The organism is Acinetobacter sp. R933-2 (assembly GCF_030325485.1).
GTDB lineage: Bacteria > Pseudomonadota > Gammaproteobacteria > Pseudomonadales > Moraxellaceae > Acinetobacter > Acinetobacter sichuanensis.
Map to the genome: position 1 here is coordinate 36,225 of NZ_JACAIJ010000022.1, position 6,799 is coordinate 43,023.

The 6,799-nt window shown below is 39.4% G+C and carries 4 protein-coding genes; all 4 read right to left on the reverse strand.

Features of this window, described 5'->3' with window-relative positions:
- Positions 1-116 precede the first annotated feature (116 nt).
- Positions 117-1,946, reverse strand: coding sequence for a dihydroxy-acid dehydratase (gene ilvD, locus HX005_RS18055; protein WP_286378410.1), 1,830 nt, complete (start codon positions 1,944-1,946; stop codon positions 117-119).
- Between the two features lie 348 nt (positions 1,947-2,294).
- Positions 2,295-2,720: a hypothetical protein gene (locus tag HX005_RS18060; RefSeq protein ID WP_286378411.1), complete on the reverse strand. Its 426-nt coding sequence runs from the start codon at positions 2,718-2,720 to the stop codon at positions 2,295-2,297.
- 207 nt (positions 2,721-2,927) lie between these two features.
- Positions 2,928-3,728 (reverse strand): trimeric autotransporter adhesin/peptidogylcan-associated protein TpgA, encoded by an 801-nt coding sequence (gene tpgA, locus HX005_RS18065; RefSeq protein WP_107009042.1) that lies wholly within the window; start codon positions 3,726-3,728, stop codon positions 2,928-2,930.
- 65 nt (positions 3,729-3,793) lie between these two features.
- The coding region (locus HX005_RS18070) for a YadA-like family protein (RefSeq protein ID WP_353622006.1) at positions 3,794-6,799 on the reverse strand (3,006 nt) is incomplete at its 5' end.

Below are 6,799 nucleotides of genomic sequence, written 5' to 3' on the forward strand. Positions count from 1 at the left end.
TTCACCATGCTGCATAAAACAGCCTATCACTAAAAATTTAATTCTAATCATTCAATCATATAAAAAGCACCCAATTTATGGATGCTTTTTAAATATTAAATCATTCAGCGTGAAAATTAAATTTCGCGTACAGCACCTTTTGAAGCACTCGTGGTATGCATTGCATAAGCTTTAAGTGCTTTAGAGACTTTACGTGGGCGCTCTTCGGCAGGATGCCAGCCTTTAGCTTCTTGTACTTCACGACGTGCAGCCATAGTTGCTTCATCTACAGCAAGGTGAATAGTACGGTTTGGAATATCAATTTCGATACGGTCGCCATCTTCAACCAAACCAATTGCACCACCTTCTGCCGCTTCTGGTGAAACGTGACCAATAGACAGACCTGATGAACCACCAGAGAAACGACCATCAGTTAACAAGGCACAGTCTTTGCCCAGACCTTTGGATTTTAAATAACTGGTTGGGTAAAGCATTTCTTGCATACCTGGACCACCACGTGGACCTTCATAGCGAATCACGACTACATCACCCACAGTAATTTTTCCACCCAAAATAGCTTCTACAGCAGCATCCTGACTTTCAAAAACACGTGCTGTGCCGTTGAATTTCAAAATCGAGTCATCTACACCCGCAGTTTTAACAATACAGCCTTCTAAAGCGATGTTTCCGTAAAGTACTGCCAAACCACCATCTTGAGAGAATGCATTGGCAACATTACGAATCACACCACCCTCACGGTCACCATCCAAACGTGAATAATAACGATCTTGTGAGAATGCAGTTTGCGTTGGAACACCGCCCGGTGCTGAACGGAAGAATTGGTAAACGTCTTCGTCTTCAGTACGGATAATATCCCATTTATCCAAAGCATCTTTTAAGGTTTTTTCATGTACAGTTGGAACCGAAGTATCAAGTAAACCTGCACGATCCAACTCGCCAAGAATCGACATGATTCCACCCGCACGGTGCACATCTTCCATATGAACGTCTTGTTTTGCTGGCGCAACTTTACATAGGACTGGGACGTTACGAGATAAACGGTCAATATCCGTCATGGTAAAGTCCACTTCTGCTTCATGTGCCGCAGCCAATAAATGCAGAACTGTATTGGTTGAACCACCCATCGAAATATCAAGGGTCATTGCATTTTCAAAAGCCGCTTTGGTCGCAATTGAACGTGGCAATAGACTATAGTCATTTTGTTCATAATGACGTTTGGTAATTTCAACAATCAACTGACCTGCTTTTTCAAACAGCTTTTTCCGGTTGGCATGCGTTGCCAAAGTTGAACCATTACCCGGTAATGACAAACCTAAAGCTTCAGTCAAACAGTTCATTGAGTTTGCAGTGAACATTCCTGAACATGAACCACAGGTTGGGCATGCTGAACGTTCGTATTCAGCCACTTCCTCATCAGTAAAGTTGTCATCTGCTGCAACAATCATGGCATCGACAAGATCAATGGCTTTTTCATTGCCACGGATTTTGACTTTACCCGCTTCCATTGGACCACCCGATACAAACACTACAGGAATGTTCAAGCGCATAGATGCCATCAACATTCCCGGAGTGATTTTGTCACAGTTGGAAATACATACCATCGCATCTGCACAGTGTGCATTGACCATGTATTCTACTGAGTCCGCAATCAAATCACGTGAAGGCAATGAATAGAGCATGCCATCATGCCCCATGGCAATGCCATCATCAACCGCAATGGTATTGAATTCTTTAGCTACACCGCCTGCTTGTTCAATTTGACGAGCAACCAACTGTCCTAAATCTTTAAGGTGTACATGACCTGGTACAAATTGGGTAAATGAGTTGACCACCGCAATAATCGGTTTACCAAAGTCCTCATCTTTCATTCCTGTCGCGCGCCATAAGCCACGCGCACCAGCCATGTTTCTTCCGTGTGTCGATGTTTTTGAACGATAGTCAGGCATGTGTATTTCCAACATTATTTGAGCTGAAATGAATGTCATTATTCATTCTGGCAGACTAAAACTGATAATCAGGCGAAATATTTTTACATCATACTATAAGATGCTGCATAACAGATGATCAAGGCATGGATCATTTTTATACAATTTTGATGGATGACAAATTCAATGACGAATAGCCATAAGCCTTGAGTAATGAAAACTAATATAAACCTATCTTGAAGAGATTCAATACAAAACTTATATGAATATTTTTTCAAAATTACATAAATAAAACTTATTAATAATAGTTCCACTTTAGCTTTTATTAAAAAGGCTTCCAAAGAAGCCAAATTTTGATTCACAATCGTATTATTTCTGTTTAATCAAATATAAACCGCTACACAACTTAGCTTCATGATCACTACATAACTCTGCTGAAGTTGCAGAAATCCACTTCAGATTTAGTTGTAACTTACCATTGGTCATATCTATAGCAGGTCCACCACAACTGGCAGCTTTATTGTCAGACTTCACTTGCACTGACAATAAGTCGAGATCTTGATTAAGCATACTTCTCCAGATAGCAAAATCACCTGTGATTCGTTTTTCATTACTTGTATAAGTTAACTGACTTGGTTTAGAAAACTGGTAAACTTCAGAACAATTCAATTTTTCATTATGAATCGTCCAAGTTCCCCAAATATCCTGCTCAGGGTTGATCTGTTTTTTGTCAAAAGCCTGAACATTACAAGCCATTAAAATACCCACAGACATCCAGATTATTTTCTTTAACATCCTATTTCCTTACTCATCTATTACTGACTTAAACAATCAACATGATCCACTAAATCAAAGTATATTTAAAAACTCAATTTACTCTAAAATAACAAAATTATGAGTTCTTAAATAAATGAATGACCGATTTATTTTCGGTCATTACAAATATCTATACTTAGATAAAATTAATATACTTAAGTTCTAAAAACTCACAGTATCACAACTTTACCACTGTACATTTACACGACGGTTTGGCGCTAAACACTGGATCAAACCTGCTGTTTTAGCACCTGCTTGGCATTGTTGATAAGCTGTTGTTGAACCATTTCCTTGTAAAGAAATAATATTAGGATTTACACCTTGTTGTACTAATAATTGAGCCACTGTATTCGCACGATTTGCAGATAAACGTTGATTATAAGCATATTGTCCTAAACGGTCTGCAAAGCCCGATATTTCGATACGCTCAGGATTATCTACCTTAATCTGTTCAACAATAGTTGATACTGAACTATAGTTTTGGTCAATGGCTTGTGGATCATAACGATCAAATGCAAATAAGACATTTGCATTTTTACGTTGTTTATCTACAGGATAAACTACCTGTGGAGGAACTTGGTTATTTGCACCATAGACCATTAAGCCTTGGCACTCTTCACCTTTCCAATATAAATTTTCAGATAGTTTATCTTTATTAAAATCTACACGTAACTGACAACGCTTGTATTGGTTAGTATTTGGTTGGCGGATATCTAAAACATAGTTCCATGTTTTAACAAAAAATAAGCCTTCATTAAATTGGGGATTACCCAAAATAAAACGGATCTGATCTTTTGTTAAGCCTTTATCCAAACGTGCAACTTCGTCATATTCATAACGATGAACTTGTTTTAAATAGCTGTCTTTAACTTCAGGAAAATTAATTTCTTCTGGTGTATTTTGTGGATCAATTTCAGCAGCAGAACTCATTGTTGTCACTAGACCGCTGAGCACACTGAACAGCAAAATTGTGTTTAATGTTTTCATTAATTTATCTCTCTTAAAATAGGGAAAAACCAAGGAAGATCCGAAGATCTTCCTAGTCTAGTGAATTAGTCAATTACACCACTGATACCGATACGTACACTTGGATCACCTTCGCTCGCTGCCGCAATACCACCAGTCAATGACCAGCGACCATTATCGGCAGTTTTACGTAAAGTCACACCGATAGCACTTTCACCACCGTGATATGACGCACCCGCTGCGTAAGTATATTTACCTGGAATGTACGGTGCATTTTCAAGCGCCATTGCCGCTGCAATACCTGCATTTGCACGTTTTTCAACATCATCAATACGTTGATTAGTCGATTGGAATGCTTGCTCTAAACGGTTGCTTACATTATTAATCTTATTACCAAGCTCTTGATCTGCTTTATTCAACGCATCAATAGCACCACCAACATTATTGTATTTACTGTCTCCGACTGTATAAGACGGTGCGGTTGTAAAGCTGCCAGTAATATTGTCAATCGCAGCACCACCACCTAAGTACTCAACAACTTTTTGATTCGTTTCAACTTTCTGTGCATGTAGTTGAGAACCATTAATTGCATCTTTAGAGTCTTTGTTGACTGCACCATCTTTAACACCAGTAACGACACGATCACCATCTTTACCAGCCATATTCACTGTTGTACCACCTGTATTTTTACCTACAGTGATATCAGCTTTTGAACCTCCAGTTTGTTGAACTAAGCCAATTGAACCATTGTTAATCTCATTTTTGATATTGTTAATATCACTGGTATTTTGATTAACTTTTTGTTCAACATTCCATAATTGACCGCCATTGACTGCGTCTTTAGAACCCTGCGTCACTTTACCGTCAGCAACATTGGTAATTGTTGTACCTTTATCGCCACCACCTAAAGTTACGCTGTCTTTATTTACAGTACCGTCAGCATTTTTGTCATATTGAACAACATTGTTATTTGCTTGATCAACCTTATTGCTAATATTGTTAATCGCGCTATCCAACTGACCTTTGTTCACAGCATCAGTATCTTTCTGACCTGCTGCAACATTGGTAATCACTTTATTACCTGCGCTAATTCCTGCAGTTGTTACACTTGGACCATTTTGAATAATTAGACCTGTTCCGCCTAACTGTACAACTTGCCCAATTGACACTCCACCAGTATTAATCACAGTATCGCCAGCTTTTAACTGTTCAACATCAAGCTTTTTATTCAACTCGACAGCAAGTTTTGCATTACCCTCTTTGTCGTTTTCTTGAGTTACAGTGATATTGTTATCACCAACAAACTCAACCGTTGCTTTTGGCTTAATGGTTTGTGATTTATCACCAGCTTTCACTGTCCAACCAGCATTTGCAGTACCGTCTACATTATTCACCTTACTATTTAAAGCGTCTAATGCATCACCAACATTGGTTTGTGTACCACCACCAACATTGTAAGTTGGACCTGTGATTGAGCCATCTTGGTTCACTTTAGAACCACCACCAAGGCTGTTTACTAAAGTATTTTGTGTGTTGGTGACTTGATGATCAACCGCCTTCAACTGTGCAACGTTTACAGCATCAGAATCTGCTGTACCTGCTGCAACACCTGTCACTTGACGATAAACACCATTCGTTGCATCACCTACAGCAACGGCACCAGTTGTACTGGTCGTCTTGTTAATTGCATCACGGTCTTTCGCTGTTGACTGAGCAAATGTATAACCTGCAACACCAGCACCTGTTGTTGCTGCTGATTTATTACCTAATACCACTGAGCCTTCAACGGTTTGAGTAACATCATTACCCAGTACAAAAGTATTATCTGTAACAACTTTATTGTTATTACCGACAGAATAACTGCTATTTCCATCAACAATACTTGGATCACCTAAAGCACCAGAATTATTACCTTTGACAATATTTCCAGTACCAATACTAATTGATTGATCACCTAATGCTTGTGCACCATGACCAATTGCAATCGTTGATGCTCCACCAACTTTAGAACCTGAACCAACAACGACTGAGTGAGTTGCTTCATCTGTTGCTGAAGTATTATGACCGAGTGCCGTAGTACTTGTTGCTCCATCTGCAACAATTGCATTGACACCAATTGCTGTAGAGTTTTTGCCTCCTGCACTAGAGTCATTTGTCTCTCCAATCACACCACTTTCTAATGTTTCATCTACAGCATTCGTATGGAAATATTTTGCACCCTTCGTATTAATGCTTGTCACAGTTTCTAGGATGTTACGGCGATCTGTAGTTTTTTGACCAGAGACATTATAGGTTTCAAATAGCTCACTTGCTTTACCATCAGTAGTACCAATAATCTTCGTTACATCATTTTCAATGGTCTGATTAACGACTTTATTCAACTGACTAACGTTAACTGCATCACCATCTGCTGTACCCGCGGCAATATTCTTAATTTGCGTATTGCCAGCATCAACACCATTTTTGGAAATTGAAATAGGACCGACAGTCACATTATCAAACTTCACGTCTTTCGCAGTCGCAACTTGGTAGTTCACTGAACCATCAGCATTGGTACCTGAAGTCACCGTGATGTTGTCACCTTGTGTCACAGTAGTTTTCGATTTCTTCGCTTGATCTGCAATCGCATCAGAAATGTTGTTATAGCTGCTGCCATTAGTTGTGAATGGACCTGTCAAGCTACCTGCATTATTGGTCACACCGCCACCAATAATGTCGCCTGTGCTTTGTACCGTGCTATTTAACTGATTACCTGTCACAGCTTCAGTTGAACCTGCTGCAACCGTACCATCCGTTAAGCCACTGATTTTGCCAGTCGCACCATCTGTTACCACATTACCGACAGTCACTTTATCAAAGTTAACATCTTTCGCAGTTGCAACGGTATAGATCGATTGACCATCTTTACCTTTGGCTTCTGTGACGGTGATGTTGTCACCTTGTTTAACTTCTGTCTTCGCAGCTGCAGCCGTTGTGTTTACATTTTTGATTGCATCATCAATGGTTGTTGCGCCAGTACCACCAATGTTTTGAACGCTATCCGTTACATTGCCTTTGTTGTCAACATAAGCACCTTGACCAACAAGATTATG